This window comes from Clostridium sp. AF32-12BH (assembly GCF_003477935.1).
Lineage (GTDB): Bacteria > Bacillota > Clostridia > Lachnospirales > Lachnospiraceae > Brotaphodocola.
In genome coordinates this window covers 93,863-114,174 of record NZ_QUEH01000003.1, presented here as the reverse complement: position 1 = coordinate 114,174, position 20,312 = coordinate 93,863, and the positions used below count along the sequence as shown (strand labels likewise).

Below are 20,312 nucleotides of genomic sequence, written 5' to 3'. Positions count from 1 at the left end.
ATGTGATCGCAGAACTATATCATAAGACGGTTTCCGTTCTGGAAGATGAGCTGACTGGGAATTTTTTCGGAACCATGCGTTATATGCCGTTTCAGCGTGGCCTTGGGTGGATTTTCCGGCATTATACTGTCAGCAGGGATCCTGAGGTGATGCGTATTTTGAACACGCTTACAGACGATGCATTTACGTTGGAATTCTGGAAACGTTCGGAAAACGGGCTGGTGGAGATTGACGGATTTATCCCGTTTTCCGATGTTGGAATCGGGATTGAAGTGAAATACCGCAGCGGTTTATCCGGAGAGGATCAGTTGGAAAAAGAAGCGTTGGTGCTCCAGAATGAGTGGTGCAGGAAGAAGGAAAAGATCCTGCTTCTGGTGGCAGATGCAGAAGAAGCGAAGCAGATTTATGCGGAAAACTGCACCAAGCCGGTGTTTCAGAACGTGCATCTTGCGTATCTTTCCTGGCAGGATATTCTCCTTGGTCTGGACCAGCTACCTGTCGTGACCCCATACGAAAAGACGATGATCGGGGATTTGAAACAGCTGCTTACGGAAAAAGGATTTGTGGCCTTTGACGGCTTTACATGGTCCAAGACGGAAGTGGAGGAGACGTTGTATTATGACTTCGGGTGAAAATATACATAATGCGTTTTTGGTGGTATTCCAGACGTTAAAAAGTATTGAAAAGCTTATGAAAAAATGCAGGGCAGAGCTGGATGAAGAACGGTACTACATGCCGATGGAGCGCTTCATGCGCTACAGCTCTGATCTTACCTGGGAGGGCTGGATCTATTGGAGCTTTATTCTGTTATTCCAGAGAAAGGAAGACGGGCCAGTCATGGAAAATGGCTGGATCAACGGGCCGGTTTATGCAGTGGAGATTAATGTAGACCCGGATACCTGCGAAACTCCGCAGCTGATCGTGGCGAGAATGGATTTTGACGGTATCCCGTCCTGGTCGAAGGGCTGTTCCCCAGCGAACCATACGCTGTTTTACAATGCGATTCATGAGGAAGAACTGCAGTCTTTCTGGGGACTTTCCCGTGTGATAAAAAAGAATTATGAACTTACGGATGTGAAGCAGGGCAATTACAAAGAAATGATTTTTGGAACGATAGAAACTCTGAGTCAGGATACTTAAGAAAAGAAGGTGACAAGCCGTGGATACAGGTCAGAAAATGCGCCGTTTGCAGAGCCGGTTATATACAGGCGGATTCGGGATCATGCTGTTTTCCGTGTGGTCCGGCATCCGGGATATCCAGATTTTGTTTGAAAAATATGAGAAATTGTGAGGCATCTTATGATTATACAAACTGGAATGAGAACAGACATTCCGGCATTTTACAGCGAATGGTTTCTCAACCGGTTAAACGCTGGATATGTTCTGGTACGAAACCCATACAACGAGAACCAGGTGACAAGATACAGCCTGTCGCCGGATGTGGTCGATCTGATCGCGTTCTGCACAAAGAATCCGGCGCCGATGCTGCCGCACATGGATGCATTAAAACCATATGGGCAATACTGGTTTGTAACGATCACGGCTTATGGAACTGACATCGAACCGCATGTACCGTGCAAAGAGGCCGTGATGGAAGATTTCAAACGACTGTCAGAATGCGTGAGCGTGGACAGCATCGGCTGGCGGTACGATCCTGTTTTTCTCGATGAGGAACACACGGTGGCATGGCATATCTCTGAATTCGAAAAGATGGCAAGGACACTGGCTGGTTACACAAAAACCTGTGTGATCAGCTTCCTTGATCTTTACCGGAAAGTAGAGCGGAATTTCCCGGAAGCCAGGAATGTCCCCCAAAAAGACCGGATCGCGATCGGAAAAGAACTGATCCGGATTGCGGCGCAGTACGGAATGACGGTCAGACCCTGTGCTGAGGGAACGGAACTGACAACGTATGGGGCTGACTGTTCGGGCTGTATGACGATCCAGACCTTTGAGACGGCGTTGCATGCCAGTCTGGATGTGCCGAAGAAATATCAGAACCTGAAAAACCGGAACTGCGGATGCATGCTCACCGCGGATATTGGAGCTTATGATACCTGTGCACATCTGTGCCGTTACTGTTATGCCAATTCCAATCTGGCACTGGTACGGGAAAACAGGAAAAAACATGATCCGAACTCCCTGTTTCTGATCGGACATGCGATGCCGGGAGATGTGATTCATGAGGCAGAACAAAGAAGCTGGATTGACCGGCAGTTGAAACTGGAATGGTAGAGGAGAGGTTTGAAGAATGGATCGAAAGGAATTGATTAGCAAAATAAAGAAATATCAACCCTTCAATGAGCAGGAAGAGATGGATAAGGCGCTCATATTGAATTGGATTGAAACACAGGAAAATGCATTCTCAAGGGAAAACGCGGTGGCGCACATGACGGCTTCGGCTTGGGTGGTGAACAAAGAACGGAGTAAGGTCCTGATGATATACCACAATATTTACAACTCCTGGTCCTGGTTGGGCTGGCATGCAGATGGCGAGACAGATCTGCTTGCCGTTGCAGTCCGGGAAGTGAAGGAAGAAGCCGGAATCACGAATGTCCGCCCTGTGTCCGATGAAATCTTTTCCCTGGAGTCCCTTACGGTAGACGGACACGTAAAAAAGGGACGTTATGTATCCAGCCATCTGCACCTGAATGTAACCTATCTGCTGGAAGCAGATTCTGAAGAAGCTGTTTCGGTAAAGGCGGATGAGAACAGTGGTGTGGCATGGTTTACACCAGGAGAAGCTCTGAAAAAATCCACAGAGCCCTGGTTTGTAGAGCATGTATATGGGAAGCTTGTGAAAAAACTGAAGAACGAAGAAAAATATCAGAAATAAAGTCAGCCCAATCCTTTTTATGAACAAAAGGGTTGGGCTGTCTGCTATGCTTCCGGCTTCAACGAATCCGTTTGCGTAAAGCCAGGCACGGAGACTTTTCCGCATCAAACGATTTATCTGCAGGGCAGAAGATTTTTATGAAGAAAGATTCTGGATTGCCTTCCGGTTATAGACCAGATGCAGATACATGGCATCCTGTGCACGGAGCGGATCGTGGGCAGAAATCGCATCGGCGATTTCCCGGTGGGTTTCTATGGTTTCCGTATAGAGAGAATTTTCGGTTGTTTTTACAAAAAGAGGGATGGAACTGTTGATTACGGGAATGAGTCTTGGCACAACTAAATTTTTGCTGCTGAGTGCGATGGCAGTGTGAAACTCGATATCCTTTTGCGTGTGGTCCTTCTGTGCTGTCAACAGGTCCTCCACCTCATCGCACAGCCGGTTGATCTTTGTAATGTCAGTGTCATCTGCATGCGCGGCTGCCATGGCTGCAATGGAAGGTTCTAAGAGAAAGCGGACTTCCAACAGGTCGTGGATCAGCTTCTTTTTGTCTCCGATAAAGAGAAAACCAAGCGGATCCTCTACCATTCCGGGAGAAGTTGCAATGTAGGTACCGGATCCCTGGCGAATCGTAACAATATTTCGGGAGGCAAGCAGTTTCATGGCTTCACGGATGGAACTTCGCCCTGCATTCAGACGGTTAGAAAGAACCGTCTCATTAGGAAGTTTATCTCCAGGCTGTAGGTTTTCCTCCAGAATCAGTGAGATGATATCTTCAGATATTTTTTGCGGAAGATTTTTTTCTTCGAGATTCGTCATATGATTACTCCATTTCTGATCTTTTCGTTGCTGCGATTTCTAATCTTATTTATGATATCTTTTTTTTAATTCCATGTCAAAATGTTATTGTGCACGAAAACAAGAACGAAACTTTGGATATAATTACGGATTGCATAATTGAAGTTCAGCGTATATGATAAAAACATCAGATGATTTTGAAAGAGATAAGAACAAAATGAGTATTATGGAATCAATATAAATAAATAGGTCCGATGTATTTTGAATAAACGGGAGGAACAATATGAAACTAATCAGTCAGGAAATGAGAAAGCTTGCACCGGAATTGGACCCGCTTCGGATTGGGACAGGATGGAAAAAAGAAGATCTCGGCAAAGTTCAGATCATGGTTGAAAGCACCTACGGAGACAGTCATCCAGGCAGCGGACACTTAAACCAGCTTGCGGAGGAGGTGCGAAAAGGGATTGCAGAGGAAGGTGGATTTGGAGCCCGCTATTATTGTACGGATATCTGCGATGGAGAAAGCCAGGGTACGGATGGCATCAATTACAGTCTTGCCAGCCGTGAAATGATCGCAAATATGATTGAGATTCATGCCAATGCCACGCCGTTTGACGGGGCGGTATATCTTTCCAGCTGTGACAAGGGTGTACCTGGAAATCTGATCGGACTTGCCAGAGTGAATGTTCCGTCGGTCTTTGTGCCGGGCGGAACCATGAGTGCAGGTCCGGATATGCTGACCCTGGAGCAGCTTGGCATGTACAGCGCAAAATACGAACGTGGTGAAATCGATGAAGCAACGCTCGACTGGGCAAAATGCAATGCCTGTCCGAGCTGCGGAGCCTGCTCCTTTATCGGGACCGCTTCTTCCATGCAGATCATGGCAGAGGCATTGGGGCTAGCGCTTCCGGGCACTGCACTTATGCCTTCCACCAGTCCGGATCTGCTTTCTTTCGCAAGAGAAGCAGGACGCCAGGCTGTAAGACTTGCGAAGATGGAGCATATGCGCCCGTCGGATCTTGTGACCATGGACAGTTTTGAAAATGCGATCCTTGTGCATGCCGCGATTTCCGGAAGTACCAACTGCCTGCTCCATATTCCTGCCATTGCGCACGAACTTGGTTTTGAAATTACGGGAGAAACCTTTGACCGGCTGCACCGAAATGCGAGATATCTTCTGGATATCCGTCCGGCAGGACACTGGCCGGCAGAATGCTTTTACTATGCAGGCGGAGTTCCGGCTATTATGGAAGAAATCAAAGAACATCTGCATCTGGATGCAAGGACCGTTACTGGAAAGACACTGGGAGAGAATCTGGAAGAACTGAAACACAATGGTTTTTACGAGACGTGTGCGAAGTGGCTTCAGAAATTTAACGAGCGCTATCATACAGAACTGAAAAAAGAAGATATCATCCGTCCGTATGAGCATGCGATCGGAACCGACGGAAGCATTGCCGTACTTCGCGGCAATCTTGCACCGGAAGGCGCAGTCATCAAGCATACGGCATGTCCGAAAGAAATGTTTCGTTCGGTACTTCGTGCAAGACCGTTTGACAGTGAAGAAGAATGCCTGGATGCGGTATTGAAGCACAAAGTGCAAAAAGGAGATGCGGTGTTTATTCGTTATGAGGGACCAAAAGGAAGCGGAATGCCGGAGATGTTTTATACATCGGAGGCAATCAGCAGTGATCCGGAGCTTGGCAGGAGCATTGCCCTGATCACGGACGGTCGTTTTTCCGGCGCATCGACCGGACCGGTGATCGGACATTGCAGTCCGGAGGCTGTAGATGGAGGTCCTATCGCGTTGGTAGAAGAGGGAGATCTGATCGAAATTGATGTGATGGAACGGAAGCTGAACATCATCGGTGTTGCAGGAGAACGAAAATCGATGGAAGAAATCGATGCAATCCTTGCAAAACGCCGGGCAAACTGGAAACCGAGAGAACGGAAATACAAAAAGGGTGTTTTGCGTCTGTTCAGCGAGCATGCGGCAAGCCCGATGAAAGGTGCTTATCTGGAATATTGACGTACGAAAGCCCCATCTTTTGAGAAATGAAAAAGATGGGGCTTTGACTTTGCGATCAGCGAAGCAGTTTGCGGAAAGCCGGGCGCAGGGTTTCTTTCATAGCGCACCATTTGTCTGCCAGGCAGACCAGCCAGGCTTCCCTGCATCCTGGGGGAATGGGAGTAAGCGGAAACATGTGGCGTGCAATCATGTTTTCCTCCCGCTTATTGAGCTTGTAGTCACGAAGCGCATTTCGCAGCGCTGTGTTCGGATGATGAAAGCCGTGGAGACGGTGCGATGCATCGTTTTCGTGCCAGTCGTACAAAAAATAATCATGCAGCAGAGCGCCCTTTACGAGGGAAACTTCATCCAGCGGAATGTGCCATTTTTCCATGAGGAAGAGGCTGACATACGCAACGTGAATGCTGTGCTGGTAGATGGTCGTGCAGCCATGCTGCATGGCTTCTTTTTCTTCATAAAATCTTCCCTCGTGCGCAAGCTCCCGGATGGTGTCAGCCAGCAGCTTTTGCCGTCTTGGGGACAAAGAATTTCCTGTTTTCATGTGGTGCGGATCACCTCGTAAATTGATTTTGGCAACTGTTTCTGGTATATCCGTAAACAGTTACATGTTTCTTCGTTTTGTATTATACTGATTTTTATAAAAAATGCAATGAGGGGCAGATTGGCATTTCGGAAAAATAGAAAATGAAGTATAATGGAGATAATGAAGCAGAAATCAGGAGGACGCAGATGGGAAATTATTTGAATCCAGACAGCAGCAAATTTGAAGAAGCTGTGAATTCGGATATTTACGTTGATAAGACAGGGTTACTGGCTTACACCAATTCTGTTTTGCATACGATGCAGAAATATATTTGCATCAGCCGTCCGCGACGTTTTGGAAAATCCACTGCGGCAAATATGCTGACGGCATACTATAGCCGTGGATGCGACGCGGAGAAACTGTTTTCACAATTTGAGATTGCAAAAGATCCTGGATTCAAAAAACATCTGAATCAGTACAATACGATTTCGGTTAACATGCAGGAAATTTTAAGCAGAAGCCACAGCATTCATGAACTGACCGAGCGCTTCAGTAAGCTGGTTATCCGTGATCTGAAGCAGGAATACCCGGATGTGGACTATTTTGACGATACAGACATGATCGAATGCATGCAGGATGTGTATTCCCAGAAAAAACAGGCTTTTATCGTGATTCTGGATGAATGGGACTGTATTTTCCGGGAGTACAAGGAAGATAAAAAAGCACAGGAAAAGTATCTCGATTTCTTAAGAGATTTCTTAAAAGATAAAGCTTATATTCATCTTGCGTATATGACAGGAATCCTTCCGATCAAGAAGTACGGAACGCATTCGGCGTTAAATATGTTTGATGAATTTTCCATGATCAATCCGGGACCGTTGGCAAAGTATGTTGGCTTTACAGAAGATGAAGTGAAAAAGCTTTGCAAACAGTTTCAGATGGACATGGCAGAAATAAAATGCTGGTATGATGGCTATTCTTTTGAAAAAAACATTTCGATTTACAGTCCACGCTCTGTTGTAAGTGCTATGCGCTTTCGAAAAATAGGAAATTACTGGAATCAGACGGAAACGTTCGAAGCACTGAGAATCTATATTGACATGAACTTCGAAGGATTGAAGGATGATGTGTTAAGCATGATCGCTGGAAATGCGGTTCCCGTCAATATAGGAAATTTCTCGAATGATATGTCAACTTTTCATTCGGAGGACGATGTCCTGACACTTTTGATTCATTTGGGATATGTTTCTTATGATTATGACAGCAGGACAGTCAAAATTCCAAATGAAGAGGTGCGGGCAGAGTATGTGAACAGTGTATCCGCGTCGGCATGGGGTGAAGTATCCAAGTCGTTAAAAAATTCGGCAGATACGCTGGAAGCCATCTGGCAAAAGAGACCAAAGCAGGTGGCAGAGGCAATCAGTCAGGCTCATTTTGAGACATCACATATTCAGTACAATGATGAAAATGCACTGAGTTACACGATTTCACTTGCCCTGTATGCGGCGAGAAATTTTTATGTCACTTACAGAGAGTTTGCAGGTGGAAAAGGGTTTGCAGATCTTGTGTTTGTGCCAAGAAAAAAATTTCCGGAAAAACCGGCAATGGTGGTGGAATTGAAGTGGGATAAAGATGCGGCTGGTGCGATCGCCCAGATCAAAAAGAAAGAATATTGCAGGAGTTTAGAAGAATACAGAGGAAATGTACTGCTGGTTGGTATCAATTACAGCAGAAAAACAAAAGTTCATGAATGTATCATTGAGGAATGCGAAATGTAATCAAGAAAAGCCGTCCGAGGGTTCGAAACCTGGACGGCTTTTTGCGTAGCAATCATCTTTTATGCAACTGTTTTTATCCGGTCACTTCTGGCAGCACCAGCTTCGGCTCTGCCATCAGGGAGTAATTGGTATGATAAATGACAAATCCAGGAGCGCCTCCGGCGGCTTTTTTCACGTGTTTTCGTTGGATATAGTCGATCTCGACCTTATCGTTGTCCCGGCCTTTGGAGTACCAGGCAGCCAGTGCAGCAGCTTCTTCAAAGGTGCGGTCCGGCAGCTCTTTTCCTTCGGTGCGGACCACAACATGGGATCCCGGAATGCCTTTGGCGTGAAACCACCAGTCGTTGCCGTTTGCAATCTTGAAGGTAACTTCCTCATTCTGGTAGTTGTTTTTTCCAACATAAATATCGAAGCCGTCAGTGGAGCGGTAGTGGTACGGGCGGCTGGTGATCTTCGGCTTTTTCGCTCCGTACGGGCGCTTTTTCACAAAGCCAAATTCCATCAGCTCTTCCTTGATCTGCACCAGATCGTCTTCTTTCAATGCGATATCCAGAGCCGTGCTGATGGATTCCAGGTGATCGATTTCCTGTTTTGTTTCCAAAGTCAGGTCGCTTAACGCTTCGTAAGTACGCTTTAATTTATTGTACTTGGCGAAGAATTTCTGGGAGTTCTCTTGGGCGGAAAGCTGTGGGTCCAACGGGATTTTGACTTCCTCATTGGTGTAGTAATTCAGGCATTTCAGCTTTTTTTCCCCACCCTTTAATTCGTATCCGTAGGTGTTTAACAGCTCGCCGTATACCTTATATTTGTCGCGCTTTTCCGTGTCTTTTAACTGTTTTTCCTGCAGGTCATATTTCTTGTAGTTTCGCTCCAAGGCAGTCTGGACGATCTTACGGAGATCGACCGATTTCTGACGGATGCGGGTAACGGCGTTTTTCTCGGAATAGTAGCAGTCTAACAGATGGCTGATCGAGTCAAACTTCTTTTCCTGGTAATCGCCGGATTCATAGCAGGTCAGCGGGACAGAGGCAAATTCGACCGGTTCCTCGCCGCGGTAGATGATGTTCGGTGTGAAGGTTCCGGTTTTGACATCGTCCATCAGCAGTGTGAACATGTGGTACAAATGGGTCAGTTCTGCCGGAGTCAGTTCGTTAGCAGAGCGGTCACCGTCCACAGAAGCCATGTGGCAGATCTCCGTGCCGATGATCGGGCTGATGCCGGTGAGCTTCTGGTACAAGGCTTTCTGCACCGGAGCCGGGGTGGAACCGATCACACGGACAAAGTTCTCCTCCGAGATGGTAAGCGGGTCTTCCTTGTCTGTGGTGTGCGGGATGAAATACATCCGGCCTGGCAGTACCTCGCGCACAGAGCTGACCTGTGCAGAAACGTGTTTGATACTGTCTAAGATCGTGCCGTCTTCCTTGCAGAAGATGATATTGCTGTGCTTGCCCATCAGTTCCACGATGAGGCGTTTTCGCTGAAGGTCGCCAAGCTCATCTAAGTGCTCAATCTTCAATTCGATGATACGCTCCAGTCCCGGCTGGGAGACCTCAACGATGCGGCCGGTTCCGATGTGCTTGCGCAGCAGCATGCAGAAGTTCGGTGCGGTCAGGGGACTTGGTTTGTTCGTCTCTGTAAAATAGACCAGCGGCAGACTTGCGCTGGCGGAAATGGAGAGACGCAGGGTTTCCTTATTATTTTTTACCGTGAACAAAAGCTCATCTTTTTCCGGCTGGGCGATCTTGTTGATCTTGCCGCCCTCCAGTTTGTTGCGGATATCATGAACCAGGTTCGCGATTACGATTCCATCAAATGCCATATTAAATATAAAACTCCTTTCCATATAAAATGGAACTTGCCCTGTGCCGAAAACAGGGGCAGTTACGATTCTTCCAATTATACAGGAAGAAAACGAAATTTACAAGTTAGCGTTCAAAGACAGAGATTTTCAATTCAGAACCCCAAATTTCTGGGCACGCATGCGGGAACACCAGCTTTACAAGAACGTGGAAGTGGGGTGAAAAATTACAAATTGAGGTATTTCAGGCAGCATGATATAATCGAAAAAATGAAAGAAAAGATCCGAAAAATACAAAAATCTGGATTTATGATATATTTGTGAGTATGGAGGAAGGATAATGGAAAAATACGATTTCAAATATGAAACGAATGGGCAGACACGTATACAGCTCAGCGTAATAAAAGGCAGTTCTTATCGTTATCTGTGGCATGAAGAATTGGAACTTATGGCGGTTCTTTCCGGTGAACTGGAATATTTTGCCAGTCAGAAATCATACCATTTAAAGGCTGGTGACATGCTCTTTTTTCCTTACAATTGCGGACATTCTATCATTTCCAGGGAAGCGGAAAACCGGACGCTCAGTCTGAAACTTCATCCCAGAGTGCTTACGGAGTGGGGCGTTTACGGAGTGGGGCGTTTACGGTACATCAGAAACGCAGGCTATTTACATACCGGCAGAAACATCAGACTGCCTTATGAGGTACCGGGAGTGGATCGTGGACATCTATGAATGTTTCAAAAAACAAACTCCTGTCCGGTATAAAATGGCAGAATCCCTGGCGTGCCTTTTATTTGTTGATCTTTTGGAGCGACACGGACGGCTGGAAACAGAAAAAGCAGCAGATGTGGGAGGCGGAAACAGGAATCAGTATATGCCCCAGATCGATGCCTATATCCGGGAACATCTGACGGAAAACATTTCGTTGACCCAGCTGGCTGCACATGTGGGATATAACAAAACATATCTCAGCGGACAGTTTCGGCAATGGTTCGGCTTCCGGCTGTCTGATTATGTGAAACAAATGCGGCTTCAAAAAGCAATTCCGCTTCTGGAAGAACAGAAAAAGACCATTCTTGAGATTGCACTTGCGTTCTGGGAAACAGCAGTGATGCTGCCATGTCAGAAATCAATTTTGGAGATCATATCGTTGGAATGTTTACCGTAAGCGACTTTCCGGATCTTCTCTCCAGAAGTCATGTGCTCCCGCTGATCATCTTTGCGGTATTTCTTGGAAGTACGGTTTCCGCAATGGGGGATGAGGGAAAGCCAATTGCGGAAGGTCTTACTAAGATTGCATCCGTATTTTACAAAATGATCGGCATTCTGATGAAAGCAGCTCCGATTGGTTTGGCTGCGTATTTTGCAGATTTAACCGGTACCTATGGATCTTCTCTTATGGGAACCTATTTCCATGCGATCATCATGTATTACCCGACGTTGTTTTTGTATATGCTGGTGTTCTTTACGCTGTATACGTTTTTTGCAGGTGGAACGAAGGGGGGAAAAGCGTATTTTAAAAACATTCTGACTCCGGCTTTAACTGCACTGGGAACCAGAAGTTCTGCAGCAGCGATTCCGGGGCAGATGGAGGCATGCGACCGGATCGGAGTTCCGCGGGAAGTCAGCTCGGTTGTGATCCCGATGGGGGCAACCTGCCATATGGATGGTTCCTGCATGAGCAGTATTTTCAAAATTACGGTAATGTGCTATGTGTTTAACCGTCCACTGAATGGAATTTCAGATATTGCATTTGCATTTTTTGTGGCAGTATGCAGTTCCGTAGCCATGTCTTCCGTACCGGGAGGCGGAGCCATTGCGGAAACCATGATCATTTCCCTGTTTGGATTTCTGGCAGAAGGGTTACCGATCTGTATCATGCTGTCACAGCTGTGCGATGCGGCAACCACACTGGTAAACTCCAGTGGAGATACAGCAGCTTCCATGGTGGTTACCAGACTGCTGTACGGAAAAGACTGGTTGGAACAAAATTTATCTGGAAAACAGGAATGATGTATGGTATTCTAAATAGGATTTTTGTTTTAGTAAGATGAATCAATTACTAGGAAGAAAGAGGAAGTCAGCATGCATATCGGAGGATTGCTCGTTGGAATTTTTACATTTCTGATCATTGGAGCGTTTCACGGAGTTGTCGTGAAGACGGAATATTATTTCAGTAAGCGGGTATGGCCGGTTTTTCTGATACTTGGAATCTTTTTTCTGGTACTTTCCCTGCGGATTGCAAATACAGCAGCAGGAAGTATTGTGGCAGTACTTGGCGTGACGTTTCTCTGGAGTATTAAGGAGCTTTTCGAGCAGGAGGAGCGGGTGAAGAAAGGATGGTTCCCGGCAAATCCGAAACGGAAACAGAAAGATACCGATGCGTTTTGAGAGATTCCGGTATCAGTATCATAGGAAAAAGGTTTTTGAACCTAGCAGCATAACAGGAAAAAAGAAAAATGTCTTCTGACCAGATATGGAACAGATATCTGGCTTGAAGGCATTTTTTGATGTTCCATGCGGTCAAAAGGATGTCAAAACGAATTTCCGAATTTGAAATGCGAAGCCGTTGACTTGTTTTTCCATTTGAATTATAATGTAAGTTATCTATGGCAAAGGAGCAGACCACATCATGATAAAAAGCATGACCGGATTTGGTCGCTGCGAGATCGTTACCGCGGAATATAAAATCTCCGTAGAGATCAAGGCAGTCAACCACCGTTATCTTGACTTAAGCATCAAGCTGCCGAAAAAGTTCAACTATTTTGAGGCAGGCATCCGCAATCTGCTGAAGACTTACATTCAGCGTGGAAAAGTGGATGTATTTATCAACTACGAAGACTACACAGAAGAGAAAATGTGCTTAAAGTACAACAGTTCCCTTGCTGCAGAATATATGAACTGCTTCAAACAGATGGAAGAGCAGTTTGGCATCAAAAACGACATCACCGTGTCCGGACTTGCCCGCATGCCGGAGGTTCTGGTTATGGATCAGGTTGCGGAAGATGAGGACAAGATCTGGCAGGAACTTTCCGAGGCTGTGGAGGAGGCTGCAAAGAAATTTGTAGATTCCCGTGTTCAGGAAGGCGAAAAGTTAAAGACTGACCTGCTTGGCAAACTTGACTACATGGGCAGCCTTGTTGCTTTTATCGAGGAGCGTTCTCCGGTTATTTTAACAGAGTACCGCCAGAAACTGGAAGACAAGGTGAAGGAGCTTCTTGGCAGCACCCCGCTAGACGAGGGGCGCATTGCAACAGAGGTTACCATCTACGCGGACAAGATCTGTGTCGATGAGGAGATGGTCCGTCTTCACAGCCACATCGATGCGACCAGAAAGGAACTGGAAGCAGGCGGAAGCGTGGGAAGAAAACTGGACTTTATCGCCCAGGAGATGAACCGTGAGGCCAATACCACACTTTCCAAATCGAGTGATCTGGAAATCTGTGACAAGGCAATCGCCTTAAAGACAGAGATTGAAAAAGTCAGAGAGCAGATTCAGAATATTGAATGATATCAGGACCAAAAGGATTGTGAGAGCATGCAGTGTGAAACAATCTGGTATCATCCATCATGGAATAAGATAAGAATCGAGGATTGAGTATGAGCCGTAAGGGAATTTTAGCGGTTGTTTCCGGCTTTTCGGGAGCAGGAAAAGGAACTTTGATGAAAGCACTGCTTTCAGGGTATGCAGACCAGTATGCTTTATCCATTTCCGCGACCACACGCGGACCGCGTGAGGGCGAAGTGGACGGCAGAGAGTATTTCTTCAAGACAAAAGAGCAGTTTGAGCAGATGATCGCAGAAGACGCGCTGATCGAACATGCCTGCTATGTGGGAAACTACTACGGAACCCCGAAGAGCTATGTCATGGAGCAGCTGGAAGCCGGTAAAAATGTTATTTTGGAGATTGAAATCCAGGGTGCGCTTGCAGTCAAAGAGAAATTCCCGGACACTCTGCTTTTGTTTGTGACTCCGCCAAGTGCTGCGGAACTGGAGCACAGACTGCGCGGCCGCGGAACTGAGACCGAAGAGGTGATTAAAAACCGCTTAAAACGTGCCGTGGAAGAAGCTGAGTACATGGACCGTTACGATTACATTCTGGTAAATGACGATCTGGAAACCTGCGTAAAGGAAATGCATGAGCTGATCCAGGCACAGCGTCACAAAACCTCCCAGAATCAGGAGTTCATCGCAGAAATGAAAGAGGATTTAAAGCAGTTTTAATCAGTGAAAACTGTTTTTATCATAGAGTTTTACCGTTTCTATCCGGTAAAAATTTTAAAAGAAAACAAGATATCCCCCAGAAAGGAGTTTTATTATGTTACATCCATCTTATACAGATTTGATCAATGCAGTAAACAGCGAGGTTGAGCCGGGCGAGCAGCCAGTGGTACAGAGCCGTTATTCTATCGTGCTGGCAACTTCCAAGCGTGCAAGACAGATCATCGGAGGCGCTGAGCCGCTGATCGCAAAATCCGCAGGCAAGAAGCCGCTTTCCATCGCTGTGCAGGAGCTTTACGAGGGTAAGGTAAAGATCCTTGGTGAGAACGACGAGGATGAAGATGAGGTAAAAGCAGTAGAAGCTGCACCGGCAGAGGCAGTAGAAGCTGCAGAAAGTACCGAAGAGTAAGAATTTTGTCTGGAGACATTTTCCTCCGGAAAGCAGAAACAATGGCAGAAAACGGAAAACGAATTTTGCCGCGTAATACACAAAAAGAAAGGAGAAAGCCGTCTCATCGCACATGGAGATGGCTTTTTCCATAAAAACAGGAGTTATGAATTTATGAAAATATTATGTGTTTCCCTTGGCTGTGACAAAAACCTGGTCGATACCGAGATGATGCTCGGTCTTTTAAACCGGGATGGCCATACCTTCACGGACGATGAAAACGAGGCAGATATCATTGTGGTCAATACCTGCTGCTTCATCAATGATGCGAAGGAAGAGAGTGTCAATACCATTCTGGAGATGGCAGAGCTGAAAAAGACTGGAAAGTGCAAGGCACTGATCGTGACGGGATGCATGGCACAGCGTTACAAACAGGAAATCCTCGACGAGATCCCGGAGGTGGATGGTATTCTTGGTACTTCTACTTACGATGAAATTTCAAACGTATTAAAGCAGGCACTTGGCGGGGAAGAGCATATAAGCTGTTTCCACGATTTAAACGTACTTCCGGAGGTTGAGACCGAGCGTGTCATTACGACTGGCGGACATTATGCGTTTTTAAAGATCGCAGAGGGCTGCGACAAGCACTGCACTTACTGCATCATCCCGAGCCTGCGCGGCAATTACCGCAGTGTGCCGATGGAGCGTCTGTTAAAAGAGGCAAACCAGCTGGCTGACCAGGGCGTACGGGAACTGATCCTGGTGGCTCAGGAGACAACTCTTTACGGTGTTGATCTTTATGGAAAGAAAATGCTTCCGGAGCTGCTTCACAAGCTGGCAGAGATTCCGGGCATCTACTGGATCCGCATTCAGTACTGCTATCCGGAGGAGATCACCGATGAGCTGATCGAGGCGATCCGCACCGAAGAAAAGGTCTGCCATTACCTGGATGTCCCGATCCAGCATGCGAGCGACCGCATCTTAAAGCGCATGGGACGCCGCACCAACCAGGCACAGCTTCGCGAGATCATTGGAAAGCTTCGCGCGGCAGTTCCGGATATCGCACTCCGCACCACGATGATCGCTGGTTTCCCGGGTGAGACCCAGGAAGACCATGAAGAGGTTATGCGATTTGTCGATGAGATGGAGTTTGAGCGTCTGGGTGTATTTACCTATTCTGCGGAAGAGGATACTCCGGCAGCTACCTTCCCGGACCAGATCCCGAAGAAAGTGAAAGAGGAGCGCCGTGACGAGATCATGGAACTGCAGCAGGAGATTGCCTTTGAAAAATCCGAGTCTATGGTTGGACGTGTCCTGGATGTCATGATCGAGGGCAAGGTGGCCGATGAAGCTGCTTATGTGGGAAGAACCTACATGGATGCCCCGAATGTAGATGGATATATCTTTGTTAACAGTGGTGAACTTTTCATGTCCGGCGATTTTGTCCGGGTGAAGGTAACCGGTTCCAACGATTACGATCTGATTGGGGAGGTATACGATGAATCTGCCGAATAAACTGACGGTCATGCGGGTCATCATGATCCCGTTTTTTGTGATCAGCCTTCTTGCCTTTCATGGGGAAGTGCGTTTGCTCCGCAATCTTGCAGCGGCGATTTTTATCGTTGCGAGTCTGACCGATATGCTGGACGGAAAAATTGCCCGCAAGTACAATCTTGTTACGAACTTTGGAAAATTTATGGATCCGTTAGCGGATAAGCTGCTGGTCTGCTCTGCACTGATCTGTCTCATTGAACTGGGACAGCTTCCGGCGTGGATGGTCATCATCATCGTCAGCCGTGAATTTATCATCAGTGGGTTCCGCCTGATCGCGGCAGAGCAGGGCATTGTGATCGCTGCCAGCTACTGGGGCAAGTTTAAGACCACATTCCAGATGATCGCAGTCATTTTGATGATCGTGAATCTTCCGGTCCTGTATTTCTTAACGGTGATCTGCACCTGGGTTGCACTGGTGCTGACTGTCGTGTCGCTGGTTGATTATATTGCAAAGAATCATAAAGTGCTTACAGAGGGGGCAATCTAAATGGTAGTGGAACTGATTTCAGTCGGTACAGAGCTTTTACTTGGAAACATTGTAAATACCAATACCCAGTTTCTGGCAGAAAAATGTGCGCTTCTTGGCCTGACCATGTACCATCAGGTGACGGTGGGAGATAACCATGACCGTCTGGCGGAGGTGATCCGGACTGCGTTAAAGCGCTCGGATGTCATCATCCTGACCGGAGGCCTTGGACCAACGGAAGATGACCTGACCAAAGAGGTCTGCGCGGAGGTTATGGGATTTCCATTAGTGGAGGATCCGCACACCAGGGAGCGGATCGAGGAGTATTTCAAAAATAATATTTATAAGGTGATTTCAGAAAACAACTGGAAACAGGCGATCATTCCGGCCGGATGCATCGTCCTGGACAATGACAATGGAACGGCTCCCGGTCTGATCCTGGAGAAATACGGCAAGTCTGCGATCCTGCTTCCGGGACCGCCGAATGAGCTGTATCCGCTGTTTATGAATCAGGTTTATCCGTATTTACAGAAGCTTCAGCCGGAGGTGATCCGTTCCCAGATGGTAAAAATCTGCGGAGTCGGTGAGAGTCAGGTAGAAGATAAACTGCTGGATCTGATCGATAAGCAGCAGAATCCGACCATTGCAACCTATGCAAAGACTGGAGAGGTCCACATCCGCGTTACCGCAAAGGCAGTAAATGAGGAAGATGCCAAGAAATTGGTAAAACCGGTTGTAAAAGAAATCAAAAACCGTTTTGGTGACTGCGTTTACTCAACCAAGGAAGAAGAGACGCTGGAGCAGGCAGTAGTAAAGTTACTGAAAAAGTATGAACTGACCGTGACGACAGCAGAATCCTGCACCGGTGGACTGCTTGCAGGCCGCATCATCAATGTGCCGGGCGCATCTGAGGTGTATAACGAAGGCTTTATCACTTACTCAAACAAAGCAAAACGCAAATATCTGGATGTCAGCAAGAGCACGCTCAAAAAATATGGTGCAGTCAGCGAACAGACAGCACGGGAGATGGCAACCGGTGGTGTGTTTGCAACCGATTCCGATGCCTGTGTAGCCGTAACTGGTCTGGCAGGTCCGGATGGCGGAACCGAGGAAAAACCGGTTGGTCTGGTTTACATTGCGACCTACATGAAAGACAAAGTCAGCGTCGAGAAATACCAGTTTAAGGGCAACCGGGAGAAAATCCGGGAACAGGCGGTTGTAAAAGGACTGGATCTGTTACGCCGTTCCATTCTGGATAATTACCGGTAATATGTTAGCGCCGGACAGGAAATGACAGCCTGTTTCTTCGGAACACAGATGTGCAAACAAATCGTGCGGACGCGGAAACAGCGCAGTGCAGGAGGGATGCTATGCAGTGGTACGATCATTTATATGTGGGGAAGAAGGCACGCCGGCATCGCTATGCGATCATCCAGGGAATCCGGGAGGAAAAGCTGCAACCGGAGGTTTATGTGATTACATCCCCGCAAAATGGAGAAAATCTCTGTGATATCTATCCTTCTGCGATACTTCTTACCCCGGCAGAAAAGAAAAAAGAGCGCAAGATCCTGGGCATTGCCGTTACATACTGGGAAGCGCTGGAGGTAGTCCGCAGGATGGTAGATGATCTGTATCAGAAAACAGGAGAGGTATCGGCGGCATCCTTTGCCCGCTTTACAGGAAATGATGTATGATAGCGATTGTACTGGGAATCTTAAAACTGATCGGCATTCTGATTCTGATCGTACTGGGTCTGGTCCTGGCAGTCATTTTCAGCGTGCTGTTTGTGCCGGTCCGGTACCGGGCAGAGGGAAGCTGTCATGAATCCCTGAAAGGGAAGGCTTCCATAAGCTGGTTTCTTCACCTTATTTCGTTGACGGCTTCCTATGACGGAGACCTGCATGTGGATTTTCGGATCCTTTGGTTTCATCCGGGCCGGGAAAAGCCAGAGAAAGAAACGGCGGGAGAAATGCTGGAAGAAAACTCCCCACAAATTCCAGAAGAAAATTCAGAAAAAACTCTGGAAGAGAACGTGGCTTCTGCGAATACGAATCCGGAAGAACAAAAAAAGGATTCCGGGCAGGAATTGAAAGAACGGGTAGAGGCTGCGGAAGTGACGAAAACAGAACCGGATTTGCCGGATGTCCCAAAAGAAAACGAAACAGCATATTCTACGGAGAATGCTGGGAAAACAACGGAGCCCGAACAGAAAACAAAAGAGCATAAGTCGCGTCTGTCCATTCTGATGGAACGATTCCGCCGCTTCTGGATTAGCTGGAAAAAACGAATTTGCAGCATCCCCAGGAAGCTGCAAAGATTTGTGAAAAAGTTGAAACAAGGCAAACAACAGTGGGATGCCATCTGGAACTTTCTTCAGGACGAAGAAAATAAAGCGGCGTTTTGCCTGGCAAAGAAACAGATCTTTGGAATCATCCGGCATGTTTTGCCGCGGAAGATGGCAGGAAAACTTCGGTTCGGCTTCGGGGATCCGTATAGGACCGGACAGGTCCTTACCTGGATCAGTCCGTTTTACCCTCTGTATGGCCGGACAGTTCAGGTGACACCGGATTTTCTGGAAATCTGTCTGGAGGGAGAATTGAAACTGAAAGGATGTATCCGGCTTGCGACGCTTTTGTTTTTTGTATTCCGGATGCTTCAGAATAAAAATATCCGTTTATGGATTAAAAAATGGCGGGAGGCGTAAAGAAACAGCGCGCATTCCAAAAAGGAGGACAATACGATGGCAGAGAATCAATTTGTTTCAACAGTAGAAGCCCTGTTTAAGGGAATGGATCAGTTTGTGACAACCAAGACGGTGGTGGGAGATGCTGTAAAAGTAGATGATGCCATTATTCTGCCGTTAGTCGATGTGACCTGCGGTATGGCAGCGGGTTCTTTTGCGGATAACGCAAAGCACAATGGCGGAGGAGGCATGAGTGCCAAGATGAGCCCCAGCGCTGTCCTTGTGATCCAGAACGGTGTGACCAAGCTGGTCAACATCAAACAGCAGGATGCGGTGACCAAGGTTCTGGATATGGTTCCGGATTTTGTGAATAAATTTGTCGGTGGAAAACAGGAAACACCGGAGGTGTCAGAAAAGGCGATGGAGACTGCCAATGAGATGGCAGCTGCACAGGAAACTTCTGCCAAAGAGGAAGAAAATAAAAATGAAGTTCAGGCGGAGTAAAAATCAGGAGAGAACAGCCCTGCTGTCTGAAAATGTCTGTCGGAATTTCGTGTAAAAGACAATATGATAAGCCCTGGTTCATACCTTATGGAATCTGGCATATACTGATAAGGAAGAGCGGTTACTGTCTGCAAGGCATAGTTGCTGTTTGCACAATGCGTGTACAGCAGCCATATTTGCTGTGCAGACGGCAGCTATATCTTATCAGGAGGCCGCCATGAGGCGTGTTCTGGGGCTTATGCTTTTTTGTTTTGGAATCGGAATGACGCTTCTTTTGTTCATTCCGGAGACACTGTCGACGCTGATTTTTATTATCGGGTGTCTGACTTTGGGATATTATCTGTTCTGTTGCTAGATTGCAAAGGAAAACTACAAAAAGAACCGTTTTCGGAAGATGTATGTACAGAAGAGGGGGAAAAGAAAAAGCTGACAGAATGAACAACGAAAAAGAGGACATGTCAAACGACATGTCCTCAGCATTCAGTTCCAATTATGCTCTTTCAACTAAGCCAGAACGTAAGCAAGAAGTACATACATACATCTTCTTAGCTCCTCCATTAACTTTAACCTTAACGGATTTAACGTTTGCTTTCCAGATCGCGTTGGATCTTCTATGGGAGTGGCTCACGTTATTTCCGAAGTGAGCAGCCTTTTCACAGATTGCACATTTAGCCATGATTGCACCTCCTTAACCGGTACTTGGTCCCGTAAGGAACCACAACATAAAATATGA

The 20,312-nt window shown here is 46.8% G+C and carries 23 protein-coding genes; 19 read left to right on the top strand and 4 right to left on the bottom strand.

What is annotated here, in order from left to right; genetic code table 11:
- The first annotated feature begins 2 nt into the window (after positions 1 to 2).
- The 4 genes from DWZ40_RS03705 (at position 3) to DWZ40_RS03690 (ending at position 2,836) form a co-directional block, all read left to right on the top strand.
- Entirely contained in the window at positions 3 to 632 is a 630-nt protein-coding gene (locus DWZ40_RS03705) for a hypothetical protein (RefSeq protein ID WP_118540900.1), read from the top strand.
- On the top strand, positions 619 to 1,140 hold the full coding sequence (locus DWZ40_RS03700; RefSeq protein ID WP_118540898.1) for a hypothetical protein: 522 nt from the start codon (positions 619 to 621) through the stop codon (positions 1,138 to 1,140). The genes DWZ40_RS03705 and DWZ40_RS03700 overlap by 14 nt, the downstream gene beginning before the upstream one ends.
- Before the next feature lie 159 nt (positions 1,141 to 1,299).
- A complete protein-coding gene (locus tag DWZ40_RS03695) occupies positions 1,300 to 2,235 on the top strand; it encodes a DUF1848 domain-containing protein (protein ID WP_118540896.1) in 936 nt (311 codons plus the stop codon).
- Between the two features lie 16 nt (positions 2,236 to 2,251).
- A complete protein-coding gene (locus DWZ40_RS03690) occupies positions 2,252 to 2,836 on the top strand; it encodes an NUDIX hydrolase (RefSeq protein WP_118540894.1) in 585 nt (194 codons plus the stop codon).
- A 135-nt stretch (positions 2,837 to 2,971) separates the two neighbouring features.
- Here the strand turns inward: DWZ40_RS03690 and DWZ40_RS03685 are convergent, their stop codons facing one another.
- On the bottom strand, positions 2,972 to 3,655 hold the full coding sequence (locus DWZ40_RS03685; RefSeq protein WP_118540892.1) for a FadR/GntR family transcriptional regulator: 684 nt from the start codon (positions 3,653 to 3,655) through the stop codon (positions 2,972 to 2,974).
- Between the two features lie 262 nt (positions 3,656 to 3,917).
- On the opposite strand from DWZ40_RS03685, the gene ilvD reads away from it, so the two are divergent.
- Positions 3,918 to 5,663, top strand: coding sequence for a dihydroxy-acid dehydratase (gene ilvD, locus DWZ40_RS03680; RefSeq protein ID WP_118540890.1), 1,746 nt, complete (start codon positions 3,918 to 3,920; stop codon positions 5,661 to 5,663).
- Between the two features lie 55 nt (positions 5,664 to 5,718).
- On the opposite strand, the gene DWZ40_RS03675 is transcribed toward ilvD, so the two are convergent.
- Positions 5,719 to 6,204, bottom strand: a complete 486-nt coding sequence (locus DWZ40_RS03675) for an HD domain-containing protein (protein WP_118540888.1) — start codon at positions 6,202 to 6,204, stop codon at positions 5,719 to 5,721.
- Positions 6,205 to 6,392: 188 nt separating this feature from the next.
- On the opposite strand from DWZ40_RS03675, the gene DWZ40_RS03670 reads away from it, so the two are divergent.
- Positions 6,393 to 7,964, top strand: a complete 1,572-nt coding sequence (locus DWZ40_RS03670) for an AAA family ATPase (RefSeq protein ID WP_118540886.1) — start codon at positions 6,393 to 6,395, stop codon at positions 7,962 to 7,964.
- Between the two features lie 73 nt (positions 7,965 to 8,037).
- Here DWZ40_RS03670 and DWZ40_RS03665 read toward each other — a convergent pair whose 3' ends face one another.
- Positions 8,038 to 9,783 carry an NFACT RNA binding domain-containing protein gene (locus tag DWZ40_RS03665; protein ID WP_118540884.1) on the bottom strand — a complete coding sequence of 582 codons (1,746 nt, stop codon included), beginning with the start codon at positions 9,781 to 9,783 and terminating at the stop codon, positions 8,038 to 8,040.
- A 319-nt stretch (positions 9,784 to 10,102) separates the two neighbouring features.
- On the opposite strand from DWZ40_RS03665, the gene DWZ40_RS03660 reads away from it, so the two are divergent.
- The 13 genes from DWZ40_RS03660 (at position 10,103) to DWZ40_RS03600 (ending at position 19,579) form a co-directional block, all read left to right on the top strand.
- The gene (locus DWZ40_RS03660) at positions 10,103 to 10,495 is read left to right on the top strand and encodes a cupin domain-containing protein (RefSeq protein ID WP_118540882.1); all 393 of its coding nucleotides are present in this window, start codon (positions 10,103 to 10,105) and stop codon (positions 10,493 to 10,495) included.
- Between the two features lie 34 nt (positions 10,496 to 10,529).
- Entirely contained in the window at positions 10,530 to 10,931 is a 402-nt protein-coding gene (locus DWZ40_RS03655; RefSeq protein WP_195715049.1) for an AraC family transcriptional regulator, read from the top strand.
- Complete coding sequence (locus DWZ40_RS03650; protein WP_118540879.1) at positions 10,883 to 11,776, top strand: cation:dicarboxylase symporter family transporter; 894 nt, start codon at positions 10,883 to 10,885, stop codon at positions 11,774 to 11,776. Before DWZ40_RS03655 ends, DWZ40_RS03650 begins: the two co-directional genes overlap by 49 nt.
- Positions 11,777 to 11,848: 72 nt before the next feature.
- The gene (locus DWZ40_RS03645) at positions 11,849 to 12,154 is read left to right on the top strand and encodes a DUF4491 family protein (RefSeq protein WP_118540877.1); all 306 of its coding nucleotides are present in this window, start codon (positions 11,849 to 11,851) and stop codon (positions 12,152 to 12,154) included.
- 241 nt (positions 12,155 to 12,395) lie between these two features.
- Entirely contained in the window at positions 12,396 to 13,274 is an 879-nt protein-coding gene (locus DWZ40_RS03640; protein ID WP_118540875.1) for a YicC/YloC family endoribonuclease, read from the top strand.
- An 89-nt stretch (positions 13,275 to 13,363) separates the two neighbouring features.
- Entirely contained in the window at positions 13,364 to 13,987 is a 624-nt protein-coding gene (gene gmk, locus DWZ40_RS03635; protein WP_118540873.1) for a guanylate kinase, read from the top strand.
- A gap of 94 nt (positions 13,988 to 14,081) precedes the next feature.
- Positions 14,082 to 14,393, top strand: coding sequence for a DNA-directed RNA polymerase subunit omega (gene rpoZ, locus DWZ40_RS03630; RefSeq protein ID WP_118540871.1), 312 nt, complete (start codon positions 14,082 to 14,084; stop codon positions 14,391 to 14,393).
- 153 nt (positions 14,394 to 14,546) lie between these two features.
- Complete coding sequence (gene rimO / locus DWZ40_RS03625) at positions 14,547 to 15,887, top strand: 30S ribosomal protein S12 methylthiotransferase RimO (RefSeq protein ID WP_118540869.1); 1,341 nt, start codon at positions 14,547 to 14,549, stop codon at positions 15,885 to 15,887.
- Positions 15,871 to 16,413: a CDP-diacylglycerol--glycerol-3-phosphate 3-phosphatidyltransferase gene (pgsA, locus tag DWZ40_RS03620; RefSeq protein ID WP_118540867.1), complete on the top strand. Its 543-nt coding sequence runs from the start codon at positions 15,871 to 15,873 to the stop codon at positions 16,411 to 16,413. The genes rimO and pgsA overlap by 17 nt, the downstream gene beginning before the upstream one ends.
- Positions 16,414 to 17,661: a competence/damage-inducible protein A gene (locus tag DWZ40_RS03615; RefSeq protein ID WP_118540865.1), complete on the top strand. Its 1,248-nt coding sequence runs from the start codon at positions 16,414 to 16,416 to the stop codon at positions 17,659 to 17,661.
- Positions 17,662 to 17,762: 101 nt separating this feature from the next.
- Positions 17,763 to 18,086, top strand: coding sequence for a hypothetical protein (locus tag DWZ40_RS03610; protein ID WP_182430603.1), 324 nt, complete (start codon positions 17,763 to 17,765; stop codon positions 18,084 to 18,086).
- Positions 18,083 to 19,096 carry a DUF2953 domain-containing protein gene (locus tag DWZ40_RS03605; protein ID WP_118540863.1) on the top strand — a complete coding sequence of 338 codons (1,014 nt, stop codon included), beginning with the start codon at positions 18,083 to 18,085 and terminating at the stop codon, positions 19,094 to 19,096. Before DWZ40_RS03610 ends, DWZ40_RS03605 begins: the two co-directional genes overlap by 4 nt.
- 36 nt (positions 19,097 to 19,132) lie before the next feature.
- Positions 19,133 to 19,579 (top strand): GerW family sporulation protein, encoded by a 447-nt coding sequence (locus DWZ40_RS03600; protein WP_118540861.1) that lies wholly within the window; start codon positions 19,133 to 19,135, stop codon positions 19,577 to 19,579.
- A gap of 490 nt (positions 19,580 to 20,069) precedes the next feature.
- On the opposite strand, the gene rpmB is transcribed toward DWZ40_RS03600, so the two are convergent.
- Positions 20,070 to 20,255 carry a 50S ribosomal protein L28 gene (rpmB, locus tag DWZ40_RS03595; protein ID WP_118533668.1) on the bottom strand — a complete coding sequence of 62 codons (186 nt, stop codon included), beginning with the start codon at positions 20,253 to 20,255 and terminating at the stop codon, positions 20,070 to 20,072.
- Between the last annotated feature and the right edge of the window lie 57 nt (positions 20,256 to 20,312).

What these genes read in the sequence shown, in the direction of transcription:
- rpmB (WP_118533668.1), bottom strand. Translation starts at nt 20,255, where the DNA reads ATGGCTAAATGTGCAATCTGTGAAAAGGCTGCTCACTTCGGAAATAAC.
- DWZ40_RS03600 (WP_118540861.1), top strand. Translation starts at nt 19,133, where the DNA reads ATGGCAGAGAATCAATTTGTTTCAACAGTAGAAGCCCTGTTTAAGGGA.
- DWZ40_RS03605 (WP_118540863.1), top strand. Translation starts at nt 18,083, where the DNA reads ATGATAGCGATTGTACTGGGAATCTTAAAACTGATCGGCATTCTGATT.
- rimO (WP_118540869.1), top strand. Translation starts at nt 14,547, where the DNA reads ATGAAAATATTATGTGTTTCCCTTGGCTGTGACAAAAACCTGGTCGAT.
- DWZ40_RS03660 (WP_118540882.1), top strand. Translation starts at nt 10,103, where the DNA reads ATGGAAAAATACGATTTCAAATATGAAACGAATGGGCAGACACGTATA.
- ilvD (WP_118540890.1), top strand. Translation starts at nt 3,918, where the DNA reads ATGAAACTAATCAGTCAGGAAATGAGAAAGCTTGCACCGGAATTGGAC.
- DWZ40_RS03645 (WP_118540877.1), top strand. Translation starts at nt 11,849, where the DNA reads ATGCATATCGGAGGATTGCTCGTTGGAATTTTTACATTTCTGATCATT.
- DWZ40_RS03610 (WP_182430603.1), top strand. Translation starts at nt 17,763, where the DNA reads ATGCAGTGGTACGATCATTTATATGTGGGGAAGAAGGCACGCCGGCAT.
- DWZ40_RS03685 (WP_118540892.1), bottom strand. Translation starts at nt 3,655, where the DNA reads ATGACGAATCTCGAAGAAAAAAATCTTCCGCAAAAAATATCTGAAGAT.
- DWZ40_RS03665 (WP_118540884.1), bottom strand. Translation starts at nt 9,783, where the DNA reads ATGGCATTTGATGGAATCGTAATCGCGAACCTGGTTCATGATATCCGC.
- gmk (WP_118540873.1), top strand. Translation starts at nt 13,364, where the DNA reads ATGAGCCGTAAGGGAATTTTAGCGGTTGTTTCCGGCTTTTCGGGAGCA.
- rpoZ (WP_118540871.1), top strand. Translation starts at nt 14,082, where the DNA reads ATGTTACATCCATCTTATACAGATTTGATCAATGCAGTAAACAGCGAG.
- pgsA (WP_118540867.1), top strand. Translation starts at nt 15,871, where the DNA reads ATGAATCTGCCGAATAAACTGACGGTCATGCGGGTCATCATGATCCCG.
- DWZ40_RS03655 (WP_195715049.1), top strand. Translation starts at nt 10,530, where the DNA reads ATGGCAGAATCCCTGGCGTGCCTTTTATTTGTTGATCTTTTGGAGCGA.
- DWZ40_RS03640 (WP_118540875.1), top strand. Translation starts at nt 12,396, where the DNA reads ATGATAAAAAGCATGACCGGATTTGGTCGCTGCGAGATCGTTACCGCG.
- DWZ40_RS03700 (WP_118540898.1), top strand. Translation starts at nt 619, where the DNA reads ATGACTTCGGGTGAAAATATACATAATGCGTTTTTGGTGGTATTCCAG.
- DWZ40_RS03615 (WP_118540865.1), top strand. Translation starts at nt 16,414, where the DNA reads ATGGTAGTGGAACTGATTTCAGTCGGTACAGAGCTTTTACTTGGAAAC.
- DWZ40_RS03690 (WP_118540894.1), top strand. Translation starts at nt 2,252, where the DNA reads ATGGATCGAAAGGAATTGATTAGCAAAATAAAGAAATATCAACCCTTC.
- DWZ40_RS03675 (WP_118540888.1), bottom strand. Translation starts at nt 6,204, where the DNA reads ATGAAAACAGGAAATTCTTTGTCCCCAAGACGGCAAAAGCTGCTGGCT.
- DWZ40_RS03670 (WP_118540886.1), top strand. Translation starts at nt 6,393, where the DNA reads ATGGGAAATTATTTGAATCCAGACAGCAGCAAATTTGAAGAAGCTGTG.
- DWZ40_RS03695 (WP_118540896.1), top strand. Translation starts at nt 1,300, where the DNA reads ATGATTATACAAACTGGAATGAGAACAGACATTCCGGCATTTTACAGC.
- DWZ40_RS03650 (WP_118540879.1), top strand. Translation starts at nt 10,883, where the DNA reads ATGTCAGAAATCAATTTTGGAGATCATATCGTTGGAATGTTTACCGTA.